Raw genomic sequence first — 23019 nt, forward strand, 5'->3', positions numbered from 1 at the left:
ATAATTATTTAGTGTATTTCATATTTTCTCCTAAACGTATATGTTCTTGAAAGTTTTTAATGCGACAATTGACGTCAAAGCCACGTAGCATTAATTTTTGGAATGGTGCTTGTGACATATAGTAAATAGGCCATATCACTTTCGGAATGTAATCATAGAGATGCACCATTACTTTCGAAGTACCTTTCAACAATCTAAATTCTAACTTACCTTGCTTTTGGATATTAGGCTTCGTCAAGCTACCACCTACTAAATGCATAGTTATAATATCGTCGGTAGTTTGTACTTTATGTAATACTAATAATGGTTTTTCTTTACGCTTTAGATATATTAAAAAATTATCTCCTTGGATGTAACTATGGATCACCGTACCTTTCGTTTCATTTAACCATGACATATATTCATTTATCATGTGTTCCAATGACCAATTAACTGGCAATTGCATATTCATTGCGGTACGTACATCATCATATTTAGAAACTTGTAATTCAACAGATACATTAGGACGGAATATTTTATTTTCAGTTTCTTCTACTTTAACATCATATGCCGATAATCTTTCTACTGTTTCACGATCAAAACGACTTCCACCTATATAAATAATTTTAGCTACCTTGTTAATCGCAGCGGCACGCCCAAAATTATCCGCAGCAATAATATTTAAATCTCTCGCCGTTGCATCTGTAAGTTTGGCTGAGTGTTTAGTAGGGTCTAGATAATAAATAGCAATGTCCATTCCTTCCATTGCGCTAACGACCTCTTGATAATTATAAATATCTTTCTTCAACCATACGACTTCTTGCACTTCTTTCTCTTTTGGATATTTAGACAATGTATATAGCTGTGCTTCAGTCTTGATAGAAGCAATTAAATTTTTACCTATATATCCTGTAACACCGGCAAGCAGAACTTTAGGCTTCATTAACGCCACTCCTTTTTGTTAATAATTTATATTGTTTTACGAAAACTAAAGATTATATTTGCAATTTATATTATACTTAATATAAATTGCTCAGAAACGAGGTGTTTAAAACCATGGTCCATCAAATACGTGAAATTGGTATAAATGACGTACAGTCTTTCATAAAATTATTAAAAGCTATTTATGATGAGTCTGATTTTATGATATATAATCCGGGTGAATATGCACCATCAATCACTGTTGCTTTAAATAAATTAGAACATTTTATTACTTCTCCTACAAATGCTATCTATGTAGCAGAATATAATAATGAACTCGTAGGTTTTGCTACAGTCACTACTAAAGACTATGAACGCGCAAAACACGAAGCAAAATTTTCAATGGGTGTCGTTAAATTTTATAGAGAAAAAGGTCTTGGACAATCACTTATTAACTCAATTGAAGCTTGGTGTTTAAACCATACAATCCGACGCATCGAAGTAACCGTAGTCACTGAAAACATAGCAGCAGTTGATATGTTCAAAGCTTCAGGCTACCAAATCGAAGGAGAGCTTAGAGACAAACTATTTATAGACAATAAATATTATAATGAATATGTAATGTCTAAATTATTAACCTAATTATAACATGTTGAAAGGGCATAAAAACTCACGGTTTTTATGCCCTTTCAGATTAATATGGATTTAAATCTACACCATTAGGATTACTGTCTTCGTTATTCACTTTTGTTTCCACACCAGAAGAACTTGTATTACGACTTAAGAATCTTAAAACATCTTTCATGTTTTGCTTTGATTCAGGTAATTCTAAATGGAATTGATATTGATGCCTTAAACGATGAGTCCCGTCATAGAAAAGGTCATCTACCGGCACATCCTCTTCTTCTAACTTTTTCTTAAATGCAATATTTTGACTATAAAATGGGTCCGCATCTCCTACCGATAGATAGGTCGGTGGATAATGATTATTCACCTGATTTATAGTCGACATTTGCGAGATATTTTTAAATTGTTGCTCCCAATTTCTTTCACCTGTATAACTTTGCATGAACATTTGTATCCTTGGAAATTCTGTTTGTCTTACCGTTTTCATATCATAAAAGCCACCGAAAAATATCGCCGCTTTAATTTGATTATTATCAAATCGTTGTTTAAAGTTCATCTCATCTCGTAAAGATTGATTAGTCTGTATTGCTGTGTATTGACTCGACATTTGGGCTCCAGCAGAATCTCCACCGAAAATAACTTGGTCAAAATCAATCGGTAACTCATGCTTATTTTGTTTAATAAATTGCACGGCTTGATCAATTTGATGTAATTGACTTGGATATTTAAAATCAGGTGCTAAGGCATAATTGATATTAACAACGATATAGCCTTGTTCTGCAATTTTAGCTAATAGCGGGTTTTTATACTGTTTATCTCCTGCAATATAACCACCGCCATGCATCCAAAAAATAACAGGTAATTTATTGTCCTTATCAAGGTCCGTAGGTGTTAAAATATCTAAACGACTATTCGTCCAACCTTTACTATATGTAATGTTAGTAAAGGCATTAACATTTTTGTTGTTGATTTGAACTCTTTCCTTCACTTGTTGTGTATGTTGTTGGTCAAAATGCCTCTTTAACAATAAGCCAACCACGGTGGCAACGACTACAATTACTACGATTGTAATAATAATCCATTTCTTTTTTTTATTCATGACTTACCTTTCCTTTCGGGAGCATTGTACCATATTTGTAAATTCTAATGTACAATTTATAAGGAATTATTATTAATCAATTTTTTAAATTAACGAGTATTTTTCACCTTAGAAAAGTTATATTTAAATCGCAAATAACTTTTTATTACAATCAAAGAATATTTCGCCCACTAATGTACATATTAAATCAAAAAAGTAACTATTGTATTTTTAAAACACAATAGTTACTTTCAAATTTTCACATTTATTAAATTATAAATACCGAAATGCATGTAAATAACAATTAATCAGCAGTTTTACCACGATTAAGTTCATTAAAGTCTACGACTACATCATCCATACGTTTAGCTGTCTCTTTCAACACATTACGTGCGACACTATTAGATGGGTCTAGCTTTAATATTTGTCTAGATATATCAAAGGCTTTTTTATCTGAAATTACTGGTTCTGGCACAGCATGTAATAATAACATCTGTAACAAACTTTTAACTTCTTTACCGTCAGTGAGCTTTATGGATGATTCAGCATGATAGTAAGCAGAGTCTAAAGCGCCTTGTGTATCACTCAAAGGATAAACTAAAAGTAAAAATGCTAAGTCATGCATTTCAGATGTTTCTTCTTTTTTGAGCATATCCAATATACATGTGTAAAACATCATACTTTCGACTTCGTGTGCGCTAGAAATATAAGCTTCTTCAAATTCCATAAAATCTGCTTCGGACATTAAACTTTTAACTGACTCAAATTCGCCGTTTAAGACATGTTTCTTTATTAAATCTTGCATGGCAATGTCCTCCTATAGTCCAGATTCCTTGTGCATTTAGTCTATATTTTAGCACATTTTTAAAATTTAATCATTTGTAATACTTTAATTTATGTTAATTTTAGTAAATAATTTTATATATCGAACGAATTATTGTTTTATTTAGCGAAATGATTTATTTAGTGAAATTATTTTTTAATTCTTCTAACGTTTCATCAATTGAACCATCAATTGATAATTTAACTGCCGCAGTAAAGCTACCTTCAACTATAGGCGCAGTTGCTTTTTCTAGTCTATACCCCCCTTCATACATTTCAATTGCCATATCTAAGTTCATTTCTGCTGAACCAATATCATAAAAACAAATGGCGTCTTCTTCTAATGAATTTAGCGTTTGTTCGATATCGTCAAAAGATGTACCAATACCTCCGTTAGTACCTCCTTGAGCGATTACAGTTACACTTTGCGCCATTTGAGCTAACAATGCTTTGGTACCTTGTGCAATATCTTCACTATGACTAACTATTACAATTGCTGTCATATTATTCATCTCCTATTAAAGCATTTAAAATATACACACTGCTTTGTGCACCTGGATCGATGTGTCCTTTTGATTCTTCTTTAAAATAAGCTGCTCTTCCTTTAGTAGCAACCATATCTCTTGTATCGTCAGCAAAACCTTGTAACATTTCCAATGTGACTGCTTCTTCATTTTCAACGGCCTGTCTTGTACGTTCAATCACATCGAACATAGTTTTTTCGTTTAAAGTCACTTTACCTCTTTCAGCAATAGCATCTGAAAAAGCAATCAGTAATTGTTTTAAATTTTCAGAAGTTATTTCTTCTTCAGCTACTTGAGACATTTTAACAAAACTAAATCCATATAATGGTCCTGATGCGCCACCAATATTAGACATCAATGTCATACCTGTTGATTTTAGTATTGAACCTACAGATTGTGTATCAATTTTATCCGGTAATGCTTTGAATCCTCGCAACATGTTTACACCATGATCACCATCACCGATTGCTCTATCTAATTCTGTTAAGTTATCTTCTTGCTGTGTAAATGTATCGACTAAATTCAATAAATTTTGCGCTAAAGTTTGTACGTCCATCATTGTTCCTCCTTTAATTATCTATCCAAAATAACGACTATCTGTATGAGCCTCTAATGCTGTTTCAAGTTCATCAGTATGTGGCACTACTGTGATTGAAAATCCTTGCATATCTAATGAAGTCATATACTCACCGACTAACCAATGTTTGACGTTTAAATCACGGTTGGCTAGATTTTCACATACATATTTCGTAACAATGTCTAATTCAGAAAGTGGTGTGCCTCCCATACCATTTACCATAACAATTACTTCTTTTTCCTTGATTTCTTTATCTAATTCGCTTATTAATCTATCTACAATCTCATCAACTGGTGCTATTTTTTCTTTTGATATACCTCTTTCGCCATGGATACCAATACCAATTTCAATTTCATCATCGTCGATATCGAACCCATATTTACCAGTAGTTGGAACTAACGGCGCTGTCAAAGCCATGCCTATTGTTTTAATACCATCTACAAACTGTTGCACTTTTTGTGCAATGCTCTCAAGATTGTCACCTTGTTCAGCTAGGTACCCAGCATATTTGTGCACCAATACTGTACCAGCTACACCGCGTCTTTGCGCAACGTCATCAACGGATATATCATCTTTGACTACCACCATAGCGACATTTATATCTTCCATTTTCGCCATATCTTGTGCCATTTCAAAGTTCATTACATCTCCGGCATAGTTTTTTACTATTAGTAATACACCATCCCCATTATCAACTGCTTTAATGGCATTTAAAATTTTATCTGGCGTAGGTGAAGTGAAAATTTCACCACAAACCGCAGCATCTAACATACCATTGGCAACGAAACCTGCGTGAGCCGGTTCATGACCACTTCCTCCGCCTGATATCAAAGTTGGACCTTGTCGTTTTTTTTCTTTTTTAACTACGACTGTATCCGATATAATTTCGATATTCTTTGAAGATACTTGTAAACCTGCTAGCATATCTTGTAAATATTGTGTTTTGTCTTTCACTAACTTTTTCATTTTTGTAACCTCCCTAAATATCATTACTCACTTTATAGTATACCCAACTATCATTTGCAAACGCTATCATTTGTAAATTAAAAATCGAATTAAGTAACAAAGACTTAATTCGATTCAAATTATACTGTTTTTGATTTGTACATTAAGTATAAGAAATAAGGTGCACCAATAATTGCGACAATTATGCCGGCCGGTATACCGCTTGGTTGTAGTATTACTTGCCCTACAGTGTCTGAAACTACTAATAACAATGCACCGATAACAATTGATATAGGTAAAAATAATTGATGCCGTGGACCAACAATAGATTTAGCAATATGTGGTCCCATCAATCCAATAAAACCTATAGCACCTGCGACCGATACTGCCGCAGAAGATAAAATTACTGCTAATACTAACAATACAATACGTTCTCTACTTACTGTGACTCCTACACCTTGTGCAATGTTTTCATGTACATTTAGTAAATTTAATACATTAGATTTCATCAATAAATAAGGAATTATAATGATTAACCATGGTACAAAGGCTATAACGAAAGACCATTCATCTCCCCATATATTCCCAGCTAACCAAGACGCTATAAACTCCGACTGATCTTTATCAAACTTAGACATTAGTGTCAACGAACCACCACTTAGAGCAGTAGCAAGTCCTACACCGACAAGTACCATACTGGCAGGTGTAATCCCTTCTCCTTTGTTGTAACTAAAGCTGAAGATTAATAATGCAGTAACAACTCCACCAATCATACTAATAATTGGTAATACGTAGACAAAATTATCTGCGCTAACTTGCCCTATAACAATAAATAAAGCAATAGCGAAACCACTGCCAGCATTGATACCTAAAATCCCTGGCTCAGCTAATGGATTGCGTGTAACACTTTGAATAACTCCACCGCTTATTGCTAAGGCAACACCAGCCAATATTGTAATTAGCATTCTTGGTAATCTGAAATCAAGTAATATTAATGAGTCTGTATAGTTCCCTTGCCCAAATAGAGTTTTAAAGAATTCTGCCATCGTCATTTTATATTCGCCAGAGGTCATGCTCCAAGCACATGCTAACAATAATAATATTAATAATATAATCATTGTCAGCCACTGCTTATGTCTTAATTTAGGATTAATCATGAAAAGCGACCTCCTTTTTTAACTAAATATAAAAAGTAAGGTACACCAATGAAAGAAATTATTGAACCTACAGGCGCTTCACCAAGCATTCTCGCTAAAGTGTCGGCACCTAAGACGAGTAAACCGCCAATTACTGCCGTTAAAGGGATGACACGCGCATAATCCGTTCCCACTATATAGCGAACAATATGTGGCACCATCAATCCTACAAATGCGATTTGTCCTACCATAGCAACTGCTATACCTGCTAAAATCATTGAAAGCACTAAAGTAGTACCACGGATTGCGGTAACATTTTGTCCTAAACCTTTTGCCAAAGTCTCTCCTAAGTTCAAAATAGTTAATTGCTTACTAATAGAAATTAGTATAACAAGTGATACCAAGATAAATGGCGCAGCCCAAAATAATTGTGGCCACGTCGTCCCTGAAACACCACCGGCGCTCCAAAAAGTTAAACTTTGATTTAATCTAAACATCAAAGCGATACCTTGACTTAGCGCCGTTAATAAAGCGCTTACTGCAGCTCCTGCCAAAATAATACGCATCGGATTGAAACCGTCACTTCGTGAACGACCAATCATTAATACGATAAAACCACCTAGTAAAGCTCCAACAAAACCGGCAACCATTAATAGTAAAAACGGTGCTTTCGGTACTATGGCGTAAGTTAAAGCCAACATGAAAGATGCACCTGAATTTAAACCGATTAAACTCGGATCTGCTAAGCCGTTTTTCGTCACACCTTGAATAACTGCACCAGCAGTAGCAAGTGCCATACCTACTAATACAGCGCCTACATCTCGAGGTATACGTATTTCACTAATAATATTATGTTGTTGATTACTTGAGTCATAATTGAAAACTGCTTGAAAAATCGTTCCGATATTAATTTTAGCTTCCCCTAGTAAAATGGATACGAATAACATAACCACTAACAATATTATGGCAATCACAAACGTTGTCGTAAAACTATATTTTTTTCTGTTATGTGTAGTCATGATTATACCCCTATACTTGAGAATAGCTACGACGACATAAATCGTATGTGACTAGCATTGGTTTACCAGTACGTGGATCTTCACTAATCTCTACATCGATATTGAATACTTTTTCTAGTATATCTTTAGTTAAAACGTTCTCAGTTGTGCCATCTGCTACGATGTCTCCATCCTTCATAGTAATAAGATGATCTGAAAAACGTACGGCTTGATTAATATCATGTAATACCATCACAATCGTACAGCCTTGCTCTTGATTTAATTGAGTTATAAGTTCTAAAATTTCTAATTGATGTGAAATATCTAAATAAGTAGTTGGTTCGTCTAAAAAGATTATGTCTGTTCTTTGTGCTAATGCCATAGCTATCCATACACGTTGTCTTTGACCACCACTTAAATCATTAATCGAACGATCTTTAAAATCGTATGTGCCAGTAACATTTAATGCCCAATCTATTTCTTTTTTATCTTCTGCGGATAAACGTCCAAAGCCTTTTTGATGAGGAAAACGACCATATGAAACAAGCTCACCTACAGTAAGTCCGTCTGCAACTTCGGGAGATTGAGGTAAAATAGCAATCTTTTTCGCAATATCTTTTGTAGATTGAGAATGAATACTTTTACCGTCTAAAATAATATCTCCGTTCGAGATAGCTAATAATCTTGATAGTGCTTTAAGTAACGTTGATTTCCCACAACCATTAGGTCCAATAATAGAAGTAATTTGACCATCTGGTATAGTAACATCTAAATTATCGACAATAACATTTTCGCCGTAACTAATGGTAACTTGATTTCCATTTAAACGCGTCATACATACCCTTCTTCCTAAATAATAAGCATAAATAAATTCGGTATTTCTATATCAGAACTTTATATATAAAAACTAAAATCGTAATTTTTATTCGTTTAGTAGTAAATGATAATCATTATCATGTTAAACATTATACCATCTTTTAGATACATTGACTATTACAGAACAACAACAATTTTAAGCATAATGCTCTTAATATTAACAAAAAAGGATTATGCCAATTACCTGTTAACTGGCATAATCCTTTATATTATCGTTTAATGTTCATCTATTAAAAAACCATTTCCATATACGTCACGTACGTCATGTATTACGAGGAAGGCATTTTCATCTATTTTACGAATTAAACGTTTCGCTCTTGTAACTTGTGTTTTAGAAATTACAACGTATAAAACATCTTTTTCTTCTTTCGAGAAATAACCTCTACCATTTAAAATAGTTAATCCTCTGCCTACCTTTTCATCAATAACTTTGGCAACTTCATCGGGATGACTTGAGATAATAGTCATTGCTTTTTTCGTATTGAGACCCTCAATTACAAATTCCATCACTTTCGTTCCTATATATAATGAAATCACTGTTACTAAGGCACTAGATAATGCAATTTGAGTTAATGAAATTAATACGACAAGTAAATCAAAGAATAGTAACGCGTATGGCGTACTTACATCTAAATACTTAGTCGCTATTTTAGCAAGTATCGTAGTACCTGCAGTTGTACCTCCAGCAAGAACGATTACACCAATACCAATACCAACACATGTACCACCAAATATAGCATTAACTAATATGTTGTCAGTTTCTACACGCCAACTATGAGTTAATGATAAAAATATTGAAATTAATACCGTAGCTATAATAGTGAGATACATACTACGTTTACTTAGAAATTTATAACCTAAACCTATCAAGATGGCATTAAGTACAAAGTTTGTAAGTCCAGGCGATATATGGAAACCATAATACAATACAATGGCCAAACCAGTTACGCCACCCTCACCAAGGTTTGCAGAGATAATAAAAGTATTTACACCCGCAGCAAATATAAATGATCCTATGACAACTAAACTAATATCTCTTAAAGTTTTGTTCACATTTTCATCCTCCCGAATTAATATTCCTATCAATAAAATAGTAGCAAATTAAACTTAATACCTCAACAACGCTAACTAATACTATAAAGCATTTATAATTTTAAAAATTCTGAATTTTCTATTTACTTATCTTTTATATCTTGCTATAATGTTATTTATCTTCTTATTGAAACCCAATAAGAAGCCATCTCCTTTGTGTTGTTTATAGTAACAAACAAAAACAAATTTTTGCTCGAAGTATGTTATAAGTACCTAGTCCTTGCTTTTAACATACGTTTAATTCATTTCCCGTAAAAGCCAAGTAACATTATCAGATTACTTGGCTTTTATTATGCCGTTCTTTATTTATAATTTAACATACAAAAACTCGCCGTTTTTAAATTTAACGGCGAGTTTTTATATGTTAATTACCAAGCAAATAATCCGACAAATCCTGCTGTCATTAGCGATACTAAAATACCTGCTAACAGTAACATTGGTACGTATTGAGAGACAAAGTCTGAAGTCTTTTTGTCTACAATGCCTTTTAACGTACCAACAATCATACCAATTGTTGAGAAGTTGGCAAATGATATTAAGAAAGTCGTAATCACTGCACGTCTATGTGGCGAGTAAGAACCGATAACATCTTTAATTTGTCCCATAACTACGAACTCATTTGTCACAATTTTCTTAGCCATTTGTTGTGCTACAATCCATGCTTCATCAAAAGGCAAGCCAAGTAGTAAGGCAAATGGATACATGAAGACGCCTAATATCTGATCCAGACCAAAACTACCCTTCAATCCTACCCATGTACTGATAACGCCTGTCAACGCGTTAATTAAACGGTCGATTAAATCTGACAATGCCACAAAACTAATTACGAATGCAATTATGATTAAAATCAATTTACCTGCATTTAAAACGGAATCACCTAAGAATGAGAAAAATGGTTGTTTTTCAAGCTCATTATTTTTAATACTATAAATGACGTCATTTTGTTCCTCAATACGTACCGGATTTAATATGGCTGACACTATAATCGCATTTATTATATTTAGCGGTATAGCCGTAAGCACTAAATCTCCGGGTACCATCGCTACATACGCCCCTACGATAGCACCAGATACTGAACTCATAGACATCATGGCTACTGTAAGTACACGCGCCTCGTTCATTCTTTTCAATTGTTCACTAGAAACCGCTAAGGCTTCTGTGTTACCTAAAAACATCATTTCGATACCGAAGAATGATTCAAATTTAGGCTGTCTAGTAATTTTAGCCAATAGCCAACCTATCCAACCAATCACACGTGGTAAGATATTAAAATACATTAGAACATCAAATAGTGGTACTATAAGTAAAATAGGGAATAAAGCACTTACTGCCATATCCATATTTTTTTGACCCACCCAGCTTGCAAAAGCAAAACCTGTTCCCGCATGAGCGGATTGTATAACCCAAGCAATGGCATTAGCTAAACTTTGGACGACCGCCTTCCCCCACGGGAAATAAATAAAGAACCATGCCAAAATGACATTGACGATAACTAAAATAATAATTGATTTCCACTGTATATCTTTACGATTTCTAGAAAAAATTACTGCAATTGCTAAAAATACTAGCAATCCAATTATATTAATTACTAAAAACATTGAACCCCCACCGTTTCATTTGTCTGTCTTTTAGTTACTAAACTCCCAATAATTTGACTAACTTATTATCATGCTAATATTTAAGAAAATATGTGACAATGTGACCAAATCCTTCTAAAATCAAACACCTTGCCACTTTATATGTATTCGCTTACAAAGTCACCATTAAACGTTTCACTTACTTAATCGTCATCTTTGATAGCAAGTTAATTATAGCATGCTAATACTTGCGTTAAAATAAATATTTTATGATATTTATAACCTTAATATAACGATTCACTTTTGTTTTTAATTACTATTTAGATTTTGAGTCGTTACAAATTGCTGGTATTTTTCATGGGTATTAATTAATGTTTCATGGTTACCTACACCTGTCACGCGCCCCTTATCTATAAAAACAATTTGATCAGCTTTTCTTATAGTAGAAAGGCGGTGTGCAATAACAACGGTAGTTCTATTAGTCATTAATTCTTCTAATGCCTCTTGAATCTTACTTTCACTTTCACTATCCAAGTTCGCGGTCGCTTCATCTAACAATAAGATATCCGGATTTTTAACAAAACTTCGTGCAATATCTATCCTTTGTCGTTGACCACCTGAAAGTTTCACGCCCCGTTCTCCTACCAACGTGTCATACCCTTGCTCTAAATTCATAATAAAATCATCACAGTTGGCTAATTTGGCATATTTAACTAATTCTGCTGTAGAGACTTCACGATTAATTCCATATAATATATTGTCTTTAATAGTACCATTCATCATCGCATTAGATTGCATTACATAACCAATTTTATTGCGCCATTCAGCCAATGGCATATCATAAATTGAGTCATCTCCATATGCAACTCTACCTGAATCAATATCATACATACGTTCTATAATATTAAAAATCGTACTTTTCCCCGAACCTGAAGGACCAACAAAAGCTGTAACTTTGCCTGATGGAATTTCAAAATTTACATCATCTAAAATAGATTTAACATCATACTTAAAATCAACCTGATTAAATTCCAATGTACTACCTGCAATAATGTTAGCATTTTCGACATGCATAACTTCTAGTGGCTCTTGCATGATTTCATATATTCTGGCACTCGCACCGACCGCCTTTTTGTAATCAGTAACTAATGTAGATAAATTCACTAATGGCGAGGATAGCTGAACGACGTAAAATATCATCGCGATCAATGTACCAGCCGATATAGCACCTGAAGCAATACGTAAGGCACCAAAACCTAAAATAATCGCAATCGTCAATAGCATGATTAGCCCAGATAATGGTTGGATAATCGCAGTAATTTTTGCCTGCTTCAAACCTAAATCATAAATTCTATTTAGATTTCGATGTGCATTATCTAATTCAGCCTCTTCAGTATTTGAAACTTTAACTAAACGCATCTCAGTCAACACACGTCCTAGTAACCCACTAAAATTGGCAATCTCTGTTTGTGTTTTTTTGGAAACATTTTGCATTACTTTACCTAATGGAATCATAATTATGACAAATACTGGAATTGTTATAAACGTCAACAATGTCATCTTCCAATCCATAATAAATAACATAATAAAAGAACCGATAATCGTAATTGCTGAGGGTAACAGGTTAGGTAATTTTTGAGAAATAAATTCATTAATTACTTTGGTGTCATCCGTTAAACGGCTCATTAATTGACCACTTTCATTTTGATCAAAAAATGGCATTTTCAAATGAATAATATGTTGCCATAACAGTGAACGAATGGCATAAATTATTTTTTCGCCAATTTTGCTTAATAGGTAAAGACCAACCCCACTTAAAATTGCGTTAAGTATAAACACACCAATAAACAACATAATGAAATTCCAATTCATACTGTCAAAAGAAAAATTATCTACTAATTTTCCTGTAAACGCTGGGACAACCAAGCCTGTAATACTACCTAAAGAAGAAATAATAACGGCAACGATTATTAACAATGTTGGCCAGTTAATTTTTTTAAATAAATAGAACAATGGATTAGCTTGCATAACGATTTGTACCTCTTTTTCTAGTATTAATTTTATGCTAGGACTTAAATAATTAACTCCATTTAATTTCATGATAACATTTTTTATTAGAAAAATATTAAATATTGCCAACAATATTTATGTTCTAAACTTTGTCGTTGTCTTTACCTATATTCGTTTATTAATTCTATGCAATATGCTAAAATACTTCTATTATCAAAAAAAGAGAATATGTTAAGAGGGTTTGTAATTTATGAGAAAGTTAATTCTAATGATGGTAATGCTATTCTTTATATCTACAATAACATCACCATTTGCTAATGCCGAAAGTGAAACGCCGACAAATATAGCTAATCAATACGGCTACAAAGTTTCTGATGCTTATCAACCTAAAGGGGCTGCAAATATTGCACAAACTGGTCAAATCTTATATCAATATAATATAGACCAAAAATGGTATACAGCTTCAATGGCTAAAGAAATGACAATGTATTTAACATTATTAAAAATTAAAAAAGGTGATTTATCATTAAATGACAAAGTTAAAATAACTAATGATCATTATAGAATGTCTACATTACCAGAATTAAGTAATACAAAATTATATCCTGGCGAAACATACACAATTAAAGAGTTACTTCAAATTACGGTGTCTGCGTCGAGTAATGCGGCAGCATTAATTTTAGCCGATAAAGTTTCTGGCAATACTTCAGACTTCACAGATTTAATGAATAAAAAAGCTAAAGAAATTGGTATGACGCATACACACTTTGTAAATCCAACTGGGGCCGAAAATAAACAACTTAAAGACTTCGTTCCTAAACGTTATAAAAATGAAGATAGTACGATGTCTACTACTAGAGATTTTGAAATATTATCTCAACGTGCGATTCAAGATACACCATCTATTATTGATTTCACTAAAAAAATCGCTCCAACACAACACGGTGTTACATATTACACATACAACCATTCGTTAGAAGGCGCCGATATGAGCTTACAAGGTACTGATGGTTTAAAAACTGGTTCAAGTGATTTAGCCAATTACAATCACACGATAACTACGAAAAGAAACGACTTTAGAATTACACAAACAATCATGGGTGCTGGTAATTACAATAAATTTGGTGGCGAAAAACAACGTAATATGATGGGTAATGCTATGATGAACAAGTCATTTGACCAATATAAATATGTAAAAATATTGAGCAAAGGCGAACATAAAATTAATGGCAAAAAATACTTTGTAGAAAAGGATTTGTATGATGTATTACCTAAAAATGCTACGACTAAAGATTATAAATTTGTAGTTAAAGATAAAAAAGTTCATATTGAGTATAATCGTCAATTTATTTCTGACAAGTATGGACCTCCTTCGGTCAAAGTTAAGAAACCATTAGTACATCAGGCTACGACAATCGTTAAAACTACATGGGACGGTCATCCTGTATTAACATTATTAGGTCTTATACTTATCATTGCAGCTTGCGCTATACTCATTTATTTATTAATCGACTTTATTAGACGCAAATCAAATAAATCCAAATAACATCTAAATTTCCGAGACATTATTATCTCCATTAAATGCAAAATGACAATTTCTATCTTATTCAATAGAAATTGTCATTTTTTATATCTTAAAATCTATGATGCTTGTTACGTTTCATACACATATATCTCTATAATTTTAGTTACTATGATTTAGTGATATTCATTAAATTATGGACAGCAATTTTTAATCGACTTAAAAGTAAATATAAATTTTTAGGTATTATATTCGACAAACTTTTAAGAAATTGAGAAAAGTTGAAGACTATAAATTCAAGTTACCTTTTAATCAAATGATATAACACGACAATAGAATAAAAATCCGCCATAAAAAATAAGCTAGCTTAAGCATTTAGTCTCAAGACATGCTTTAACATAAAGCAGAACAATACTAATCATAAAATAAAAGAAGCCATTCAATAATTTTAATCGAATGACTTCTTTACTGAGATGAACACCCCAGAATTCATTTTAATTTGCTTCGTCACCATATAATTCTTTTTTAATTTGAGTAGTTGAAATACCTTCTGTACGTTTTAAATATACGACTTCACACTTATCTGTTAGGAAGTCAAACTCGCCTTCCCAATCATGACCCATTACAAAAGTATCTACTTCAAATCGTTCTACATCTTTTTCTTTTTGTCCCCAGTCTTCTTCAGCAATTACGAGATCAACATAGCGAATAGCTTCAAGCATAACTTTTCGTTGTTCAAAGTTATAATATGATTTCTTATCTTTGATACGGTTGAATTCATCTGAAGACAACGCAACAATTAGATAATCACCCATTTCTCGAGCTCTTCTTAATAATTCTATATGCCCGTAATGTAATAAATCATAAGTACCATAAGTAATTACTCTTTTCATTATAAATACTCCCTAAAATTATTATATGTCTAGCCATATTAGTAAAAATTATAGCATACAATTTTTACTAATACTAATATATAAAAGTATATAATTTTTATCTTTTTAATATTTTCTTTAATTTCAACTTGCCTCTAAATTTTGCTTTATGAGGTAGTATTTCCATTTTAAATCTATAATAATTAGGACGGCCTATACCAACATAATGCAAAGTCGTGCGCCATTCTTCATATAAATCTTTAGTCCATCCACTGCAACCTTGTTCAATAACCTTGACTATTCTAAACAATGACTTACCTTCATAATCAGTACTTTGCATCGCTTTAATATAGTTAGTAACATTATTAATAAGCGCTTGCGTAACATTTTTATGTGTCGTTATATATGCTTGAATCAAATAACTAACAATAAGTTCATCCATTCGATAACTATAATATCGTCTAACATGTTCTAATAATAATTCTTCCATTACACGTTGTCTGACCTTCATGGCATCAGCCATATATGCTAAAAAGCGTTCAGCACGTTGCTCAGTAACAGAGCCTTCTACCTCATTATATGCATAGACAATATTAGGCAATAATTGAATGTCGCTTGCTTTTTTAAAAGCTTTTGTTATGAATGTATGTTCTTCACAAAAAACAACATCTTCATCAAAACGTAAGTTAGCGAATTTAGCATTAAACATTTTTGCGCCTGGGCCAATTGATTGTAAAACTTCAGGACACTGTGCAAGATTTACTTTTTCAAATTTATTTAACCCTTTATGGGTAGGGATACTTTGCCATTCTCCATCTTTTCCTCTACCAATTTGACCTAACACAATATCGACCGCTTCATCTTTAATGTAATAATCTGCCATATAATCAATTCTACTAGGTAAAAATTGATCATCAGCATCTAAAAACATAAAGACGTCGCTTGTTACATGTGTTAATCCTATATTACGACTAATAGCTGCCCCTTTGTTGTCTTGATTAATAATTTTAATATTTTTAAATTCTTTCTCTAATTGTGCTAATACTGCTTGTGTAGTATCTGTCGAGCCATCATTAACACAAATAATTTCATAATCATGTTTAGTATCAATAGAAGCTACGGCTCGTCGAATTGTATTTTCAGCGTTAAAAACTGGAATAATGAAGGCTATTTTCATTTTTTAGTCTCCTTCTCAATAAAATGAATGACATCTTCAGTACTATTTTGTGTATTATATTTATGCCATTCTTTAAACAATGGTTTAAATTGCGATTCACCATTTTGAATCAGTCGAATTAATGCATCTTCACTGTATGCTTTATAAGTTTCTGGAATATTTTTAAAAAATTGATTTAAACCTCTATCATTGTCATAATCAGTTTCATCATAAACATAAAAGATTGTAGGTTTATTTAATAGACTTGCTTCAATAGCTAAAGAACTGTAATCAGTAATAATTATATCGGCCATTATCATTAATGATTGTATGTCTAACATCGTCTGTGAAGCACTTGCAACTGCAGGATGTAACTTATTTAATAAAGTATAATCAGCAAGCTTGTGTTCGAAATTTTGCTTGTTAATATGACGGTTAGCCTTTTGTTTCTCTCTATAAGTTGGTAAATAAACGGCTACCTTGCCGTCTATATGATGTTGTTGCTTTAATTTCTGCTGTTGCTCTTTTATATCCATTTTTTTATAGACACTAAGTCTCGGCAAGCCCGTTGGTAAGATTTGGTCCTCACGTGCTTCAAAAGAATGTTTAAAACACTCCGCCATAGGTTCTCCGCCAACTAAATAGTAATCCGTAGCTTGGTATACACTTTGATATTGTTTTACTTGTGAAGTACTAGATAAATCTACTTGATGATCTGTTAATCCAAAATTCTTTAAAGCTCCTGCTGCATGCCATGTTTGTATAATGGTTTGTTGGCGTTTTTTCTTATATCCACCTAACATTAAGTAATACGTATCTATAACAATAACTTTGGCACTGCTTAGTGCACGTATATGTTTAAATATTTGCTTATTCCCTGCTGGAATAAAATTAATACCCTTAAATTCTTTAACAGTATCTTTAAGTTCTGCTTTAGCTATTACTGTTAATTGGTAATTTTTATCATTCAAAGAATTTATAATTGGTATAACATCTTCAGAAAATGTCATCATTACTACAATATGATTCTTGTTAACTTTACTTTTTGAAAATAAAATATTTAATATGCCAACTATCAACATATATATCTTCTTTATTACTTGCCTCATATGTTCCACCACCACTTTATTGTATCTTCCCTTATTATATCTATCTTAGCTAAAAATTTATACAAAAAATCCTTTAGTCCAATCTGACTTAGACTAAAGGATTACAAAAATTTTATTTATTTTTTAATTACATAAAGTCAGCAAAATGATCTCTATATCTCACATGTAAAATCGAACCAACAACAAATAGCACGATAACAATAGCGATATTATATACTGTCAATTCCCAATGACTGATAAAGTACCAATCTTTATATAAAATAGCCGCTCTATAGCTTTCTGCTAAATAATAAACTGGATTAAGTTGCATTACATCAGTGACAATTCCTTTAGGTGGTACGATTAAAATTGATGATACGAAGAACACAATTCTCATGAAGGCTTGCATTGCCATTTGTGTATCTCGAATTAGCACCCCTAATGTTGAAGTCACTAATGAAATTGCTGCTGTTAAAATAAAAGCATAAGGCACGTATAACAACAATTGTACTGTATAAATAGAAGGATGGTAACCAGCAAAATAACATATAACCATAACAATCGCTAGTAATCCTATATGCCCATAAAACCTACTAAATACGATATAGGTTGGTATGATAGATAACGGAAATTTCATTTTCGCCACATGATTATACTTACTGGCGATCGCTTTTGTTCCTTCTAATACACCTTGGTTTACAAAGAACCACATACTAATACCCACGATTAACCAATAAATAAAAGGGACGCCATCATGTGGTGCGTTACTTCTCATCCCTAGACCAAATACAAACCAATAAACTGCTATTTGTAAGCCAGGATTTAAAAGTTCCCAGGCCATTCCTAAATAGTTACTATGGTTTGATAATCTAAGTTGAAATTCTGCTAATCTTTTAATTAAATAGAAATTTTTAAAATGCTCTTTAAATACTAACCATACTGCATTCATCTATATAAACCACGCTTTCAAACGATTTACTCTTATTTTGCACCTGAATTATTTTATATTATAAGCTATTAGCTACATTGTTTGCACAATAATCGATTATACATTATTTTAGAAATATATGTAAACTTACTATATAATAAAACAAAGTTGAGTTTAATTCATAACTTAATGTTATAATGATTTTCGAATATTTAAACCATACATTTAATTGTATTTTACAATATTTATTATCTTTAAAGTTGATTTAACCATATAAATTCAGTAAAATTTAACAATTGAAACTTATATTTGTAACCATCGTTCTCACCTACTTTACAATAGGTTTGTAAATTTAACAACTCATTTAATATATAATATAATTCTAGGTAATTGGAAATAAGGAAGGTAAAATTATGACTGTATCGGTAAACATTGAAAACGTATCGAAAGAATACCGTATTTATCGCAACAATAAAGAACGTATTAAAGATGTTTTAGTCCCATTCCATAAAAACAAAACGTTTTATGCACTAAATGATTTATCATTAACTGCCCACGAAGGTGATGTTATTGGACTAGTAGGTATCAATGGTTCGGGTAAATCTACGTTAAGTAACATGATAGGCGGATCACTTGCTCCAAGTGCTGGTAACATTTCACGTAACGGTGAAGTAAGTGTTATCGCAATTAACGCAGGATTAAATGGTCAATTAACAGGTATGGAAAATATCGAATTCAAAATGCTGTGCATGGGCTTCAACAAAAAAGAAATTAAAGAACATACGCCGCAAATTGTTGAATTCAGTGAGCTTGGAGAGTTCATTTACCAACCCGTAAAAAAATACTCAAGTGGTATGCGCGCCAAATTAGGATTTTCAATTAATATTACTACTAATCCTGATATTTTAGTAATTGATGAAGCATTATCTGTCGGCGACCAAACTTTCGCTCAAAAATGTTTAGACAAAATTTATGAATATAAGGAACAGAAAAAAACAATTTTCTTTGTGAGTCATAATATGAAACAAGTTAAAGATTTTTGTAGTAAAATCGCTTGGATTGAAGGCGGTAAACTAAAAGAATTCGGCGAAATAGATGCAATCCTACCCCAATACGAAAAGTTCTTGAATGACTTTAAGAAACGTTCAGCTCAAGAACAGAAAAAATTCAGAACAGATTTGGATAGTTCTCGATTCGTAGTTAAATAATCAGGAAAAATGACGGTGCTATAAATATCTCTAGTTAATAAATAAACGTCAATTGCTATGTTATTTTGATAGCAATTGACGTTTTTATTTTTTATGAAATTTTATTACGCATTGCACTGATATTTTTTGTGTAATGCCATCAAGTCATAGCCAATTTTATATTTGTATTTATTCATAGCAACAATAGAGGAAACCGAACAAGCTGAAGAATACAGGATTAAGACGTCCCAGTATAGATTATAAAAGTAACCCTTAAACGATTGCTAAATATGAATTCGTGTAAGGGCTATTAGTTTGAGATTAATATGCAAACATTTTTATTTATAAGTAATCATCAAATGTATCTCTATAACGCATATGCAATATCGAACCAACTATAAATAAAACAATTACAAGTACAAGGTTATAGACGGCTATATGCCAATGGGTAATAAAATACCATTCATGATGAAATATAGCAGCCCTATAAGATTCCGCTAAAAAATAAATCGGATTTAATTTCATCACAAATAAAACAGTAGCTGTCTTAGCAGGATACAAAATAGAAGATACAAAAAATATAATCCTCATAAATGCTTGCATAGCCACTTGTAAATCTCTAATTAACAAACTTAAAGTTGAAGTTAAAAGTGCGATTGAAATAGTCAAGATCAATGCATAAGGAATATAAATGAGTAACTGCAATGTATAAATAGTTGGATGATAACCGCCTGTTACACAAATTAACATCACGATGACTAGCAACAAAATATGTGCATAAAATTTACTAAAGACTATATAACTAGGTAATATAGACAGTGGAAATTTCATTTTTGAAACTTGTCGATATTTAGAAGTTATAGCTTTTGTGCCATCTAATACACCTTGGTTAACGAAGAACCACATGCTAATTCCTACTAGTAACCAAAAAATAAAAGGAATGCCTTCTACAGAACTATTTTGACGTACACCTAAACCAAAAACAAACCAATAAATTAGTATTTGAAATGTTGGATTAATAAGTTCCCAACCTAAACCTAAATAGTTATTATGGTTAGATATCCTTAATTGGAAGTCGGCTAATCTTTTTATTAAATATATATTTTTAATATGTTCTTTTAATACTATATATACCGAATTCACTTTAGGGTACCTACTTTCTATCTTCTAAGGTTAGATTACTATCTTTCAAAATGTGATGCGCCTGATCTTACTACATTATTTTTTTGCTCTCATTTGTTTCCCTACTTTATATAAAAATATCGGAATACTTTTAATTCTACCTAATCGTTTCCAGTCAATAATCAAACGGTAAACCCATTCTAAGTTTAAGCTACGTATTATTTGGGGTGCCCTCTTTTTTACGCCACCAAAAACTTCTAATGATCCACCTACACCCATAAGCACAGTGCGCTTAAATTGCTCTCTATGTTTGTCAATCCATTGTTCTTGTTTCGGGTATCCCATGGCTACAAACACATAATCCGGATTAAAATTTTTAATTATCTCTAAAACATCCATATCATCTACATCAATATATCCATGATGATGTCCAAATGTAATGTTAGGATACTTTGCAACTAAATTTTCACGAGCTTGATCAACAACATCATTTTTTGATCCTAATAAAAATACACGTTGTTTATTTGTGTGTGCAATTTTCAAGCATTCTTCCATTAATTCAATACCTGGGACTCTTTCTTGTAGTGGTGTTTTCAAAAGTTTCGAAGCTTTGACGACACCTGTACCATCTGCAATAACATAATCTGCACTATTAATAAGATTACGATAAGCTTTGTTACTTGATGCGAAATCAACTATTTCTGGATTTGCAGTAACGATAAATAAATTTTTTTGTTGTTGTTGTTCAAAATATTTTTTTATATCCAATCTCATATCAACCATAGAGACATTGTCAAAATAAACAGATAAGACATTTATTTTTTGATTATGTTCTTTTTCCACCATCTGTAGTAGGCTCCAATCTAATATCTTCTTAGTATTTTAAAGTAATTTTAACACATTATAATTTAACATTATATTAAGCGTAAGTCGCGTATTTATCCTAGGTCAAAAGTCTAAATGTAATTGTAAGTCATTTACTATATAATTATATATAATACTTTCAATAATATTAGACGAGGTTCAGTTATGGACAAAATACATGCATTTTTCAGTTCGACAATACAATTACATATTAGTTGGGTTATTTTTTTAGGATTACTGTATATCGTCATTCATCAGTATAGACACAAACCTCTTAATCGTATATTAGATATTTATTTCAATTATATACCAGTACTAACTCATGAATTCGGTCATATTATTTTTAATAAAATTAGTGGCGGTAAAGCACGAGATTTTGTTATTGTTGCTTCACCTAATGAGCGCATGCATACATCCCAGCAAGGTTATGCGATAACTCAATCAAGAAATCGTTTAGGACAAATTATTACAACATTAGGTGGTTATGTTATGCCCCCTATCATGTTATATTTAGGCTTTTTAGCCATTCATTGGCAATATCCGAGCATATTCATAACGTTATATGTATTTATATTTTGTTACTTTGTCGTACTCACTTCACGTAAATTATTGCCAATTATTATTGTGATACTTTTGTGTCTGTTACTCTATTTTACAGTGCATAACAACTACCAATTAATGATGTTTTATCTTATTTCAATTAGTTATCACTTTATTTTAGGTGTTTTATTCGGTGAAATATTACAATCTTCTTGGACAATTTCCAAATTAACTCTGAGTAGACATGTAACTGAATGGGACGGCTCAACATTGAGCAAACTTACTAATATTCCTACACTCATATTTAGTCTTTTTTGGATTATCATAAACTTATTTATTTTATATAAATCAGCGACTCTTTTCATATAATTTTGTTTACTATTGCCACAAGAAATTTAAGTTTCAAATATTTCAGATTAACCAAAAATGGTAATTTCTATTTTGTTTTAATAGAAGTTACCATTTCCCATAATATTTAAGCAATGCCTCGCACAATAACCATAAAGTAAATTAATAATTGTGCTAATCATATATTCACTACGTAATTTCTGCGACACATTTTTAAAACTACACTACTG

The 23019-nt window shown here is 32.0% G+C and carries 22 protein-coding genes; 4 read left to right on the forward strand and 18 right to left on the reverse strand.

All coding sequences use genetic code 11. The features are described from left to right. Positions 1-4 precede the first annotated feature (4 nt). Positions 5-922 (reverse strand): Rossmann-fold NAD(P)-binding domain-containing protein, encoded by a 918-nt coding sequence (locus ISP02_RS09715; protein ID WP_195721369.1) that lies wholly within the window; start codon positions 920-922, stop codon positions 5-7. 113 nt (positions 923-1035) lie between these two features. Here ISP02_RS09715 and ISP02_RS09720 point away from each other — a divergent pair, with 113 nt between their 5' ends. After that, positions 1036-1542 (forward strand): GNAT family N-acetyltransferase, encoded by a 507-nt coding sequence (locus tag ISP02_RS09720; RefSeq protein WP_195721370.1) that lies wholly within the window; start codon positions 1036-1038, stop codon positions 1540-1542. A 52-nt stretch (positions 1543-1594) separates the two neighbouring features. Here the strand turns inward: ISP02_RS09720 and ISP02_RS09725 are convergent, their stop codons facing one another. The 11 genes from ISP02_RS09725 to ISP02_RS09775 form a co-directional block, all read right to left on the reverse strand. Beyond that, positions 1595-2626: an alpha/beta hydrolase gene (locus tag ISP02_RS09725; protein WP_195721371.1), complete on the reverse strand. Its 1032-nt coding sequence runs from the start codon at positions 2624-2626 to the stop codon at positions 1595-1597. 283 nt (positions 2627-2909) lie between these two features. After that, the gene (locus tag ISP02_RS09730) at positions 2910-3410 is read right to left on the reverse strand and encodes a hypothetical protein (RefSeq protein ID WP_195721372.1); all 501 of its coding nucleotides are present in this window, start codon (positions 3408-3410) and stop codon (positions 2910-2912) included. 154 nt (positions 3411-3564) lie between these two features. After that, a complete protein-coding gene (dhaM, locus tag ISP02_RS09735; RefSeq protein ID WP_195721373.1) occupies positions 3565-3930 on the reverse strand; it encodes a dihydroxyacetone kinase phosphoryl donor subunit DhaM in 366 nt (121 codons plus the stop codon). Position 3931: 1 nt separating this feature from the next. Further along, positions 3932-4507: a dihydroxyacetone kinase subunit DhaL gene (dhaL, locus tag ISP02_RS09740; protein ID WP_195721859.1), complete on the reverse strand. Its 576-nt coding sequence runs from the start codon at positions 4505-4507 to the stop codon at positions 3932-3934. Between the two features lie 21 nt (positions 4508-4528). Continuing rightward, on the reverse strand, positions 4529-5494 hold the full coding sequence (gene dhaK / locus ISP02_RS09745) for a dihydroxyacetone kinase subunit DhaK (protein WP_195721374.1): 966 nt from the start codon (positions 5492-5494) through the stop codon (positions 4529-4531). Positions 5495-5613: 119 nt separating this feature from the next. Next, positions 5614-6630, reverse strand: a complete 1017-nt coding sequence (locus tag ISP02_RS09750; RefSeq protein ID WP_195721375.1) for a FecCD family ABC transporter permease — start codon at positions 6628-6630, stop codon at positions 5614-5616. After that, positions 6627-7628 carry a FecCD family ABC transporter permease gene (locus tag ISP02_RS09755; RefSeq protein WP_195721376.1) on the reverse strand — a complete coding sequence of 334 codons (1002 nt, stop codon included), beginning with the start codon at positions 7626-7628 and terminating at the stop codon, positions 6627-6629. The genes ISP02_RS09750 and ISP02_RS09755 overlap by 4 nt, the downstream gene beginning before the upstream one ends. A gap of 10 nt (positions 7629-7638) precedes the next feature. Beyond that, complete coding sequence (locus tag ISP02_RS09760) at positions 7639-8442, reverse strand: ABC transporter ATP-binding protein (protein ID WP_195721377.1); 804 nt, start codon at positions 8440-8442, stop codon at positions 7639-7641. 257 nt (positions 8443-8699) lie between these two features. Then, entirely contained in the window at positions 8700-9536 is an 837-nt protein-coding gene (locus tag ISP02_RS09765) for a YitT family protein (protein WP_195721378.1), read from the reverse strand. 407 nt (positions 9537-9943) lie between these two features. Continuing rightward, entirely contained in the window at positions 9944-11173 is a 1230-nt protein-coding gene (locus ISP02_RS09770) for a NupC/NupG family nucleoside CNT transporter (RefSeq protein ID WP_195721379.1), read from the reverse strand. Positions 11174-11461: 288 nt separating this feature from the next. Further along, positions 11462-13180 (reverse strand): ABC transporter ATP-binding protein, encoded by a 1719-nt coding sequence (locus ISP02_RS09775; protein ID WP_195721860.1) that lies wholly within the window; start codon positions 13178-13180, stop codon positions 11462-11464. A 232-nt stretch (positions 13181-13412) separates the two neighbouring features. Here ISP02_RS09775 and pbp4 point away from each other — a divergent pair, with 232 nt between their 5' ends. Continuing rightward, positions 13413-14708 (forward strand): penicillin-binding protein PBP4, encoded by a 1296-nt coding sequence (gene pbp4 / locus ISP02_RS09780; protein WP_195721380.1) that lies wholly within the window; start codon positions 13413-13415, stop codon positions 14706-14708. Positions 14709-15178: 470 nt separating this feature from the next. On the opposite strand, the gene tagD is transcribed toward pbp4, so the two are convergent. The 4 genes from tagD to ISP02_RS09800 form a co-directional block, all read right to left on the reverse strand. Further along, positions 15179-15577 carry a glycerol-3-phosphate cytidylyltransferase gene (tagD, locus tag ISP02_RS09785; RefSeq protein WP_195721381.1) on the reverse strand — a complete coding sequence of 133 codons (399 nt, stop codon included), beginning with the start codon at positions 15575-15577 and terminating at the stop codon, positions 15179-15181. A 97-nt stretch (positions 15578-15674) separates the two neighbouring features. After that, a complete protein-coding gene (locus ISP02_RS09790; protein WP_195721382.1) occupies positions 15675-16733 on the reverse strand; it encodes a glycosyltransferase family 2 protein in 1059 nt (352 codons plus the stop codon). Then, positions 16730-17821 carry a teichoic acid glycerol-phosphate primase TarB gene (gene tarB / locus ISP02_RS09795; RefSeq protein ID WP_195721383.1) on the reverse strand — a complete coding sequence of 364 codons (1092 nt, stop codon included), beginning with the start codon at positions 17819-17821 and terminating at the stop codon, positions 16730-16732. Before tarB ends, ISP02_RS09790 begins: the two co-directional genes overlap by 4 nt. Before the next feature lie 127 nt (positions 17822-17948). Next, positions 17949-18749 (reverse strand): ABC transporter permease, encoded by an 801-nt coding sequence (locus ISP02_RS09800; protein WP_195721384.1) that lies wholly within the window; start codon positions 18747-18749, stop codon positions 17949-17951. A gap of 392 nt (positions 18750-19141) precedes the next feature. Here ISP02_RS09800 and tagH point away from each other — a divergent pair, with 392 nt between their 5' ends. Continuing rightward, positions 19142-19936, forward strand: coding sequence for a teichoic acids export ABC transporter ATP-binding subunit TagH (gene tagH, locus ISP02_RS09805; RefSeq protein ID WP_195721385.1), 795 nt, complete (start codon positions 19142-19144; stop codon positions 19934-19936). 321 nt (positions 19937-20257) lie between these two features. Here tagH and ISP02_RS09810 read toward each other — a convergent pair whose 3' ends face one another. Both ISP02_RS09810 and tarA read right to left on the reverse strand, forming a co-directional pair. Beyond that, positions 20258-21058: an ABC transporter permease gene (locus ISP02_RS09810; RefSeq protein ID WP_195721386.1), complete on the reverse strand. Its 801-nt coding sequence runs from the start codon at positions 21056-21058 to the stop codon at positions 20258-20260. A gap of 75 nt (positions 21059-21133) precedes the next feature. Next, on the reverse strand, positions 21134-21883 hold the full coding sequence (gene tarA / locus ISP02_RS09815; RefSeq protein ID WP_195721387.1) for an N-acetylglucosaminyldiphosphoundecaprenol N-acetyl-beta-D-mannosaminyltransferase TarA: 750 nt from the start codon (positions 21881-21883) through the stop codon (positions 21134-21136). A 183-nt stretch (positions 21884-22066) separates the two neighbouring features. Here tarA and ISP02_RS09820 point away from each other — a divergent pair, with 183 nt between their 5' ends. Then, positions 22067-22810 (forward strand): M50 family metallopeptidase, encoded by a 744-nt coding sequence (locus ISP02_RS09820; RefSeq protein ID WP_195721388.1) that lies wholly within the window; start codon positions 22067-22069, stop codon positions 22808-22810. The last annotated feature ends 209 nt before the right edge of the window (positions 22811-23019 follow it).

This window comes from Staphylococcus durrellii, assembly GCF_015594545.1.
In the GTDB taxonomy this organism is placed as follows: Bacteria; Bacillota; Bacilli; order Staphylococcales; family Staphylococcaceae; genus Staphylococcus; species Staphylococcus durrellii.